1 protein-coding gene is annotated in these 249 nt (G+C 38.6%); it reads left to right on the top strand.

The window, feature by feature from the left end; translation table 11 throughout:
- Positions 1–249, top strand: a 249-nt coding sequence (locus tag AC6UDG_RS07745; RefSeq protein ID WP_500706996.1) for a replication initiation protein, incomplete at both ends; no start/stop codon positions are given.

Below are 249 nucleotides of genomic sequence, written 5' to 3'. Positions count from 1 at the left end.
ACGTAAAGTCGTCGAGCATAACAGCTTGATAACATCAATCGCTAAAATGGATAAAACGCCCTTAAAAATGTTTGAGTTGGCGGTATCTTGTATCAATACCGAAGAACCACCCAAAGACAATACCGTCTATCTTTCAAAGGCTGACCTTTTTGCTTTTTTTAAGGTATCCGACAATGACAAGCATAGCCGCTTTAAACAAGCAGTACGAGCTATGCAAAAAGAAGCCTATTTTGAAATTAAGGAAGAAGC

The sequence above is a fragment of the Fructilactobacillus sp. X2R1C1 genome (assembly GCF_059901435.1).
Note: the sequence above shows the minus strand (reverse complement) of the source record. Positions and strands in the feature narration are given on the sequence as shown.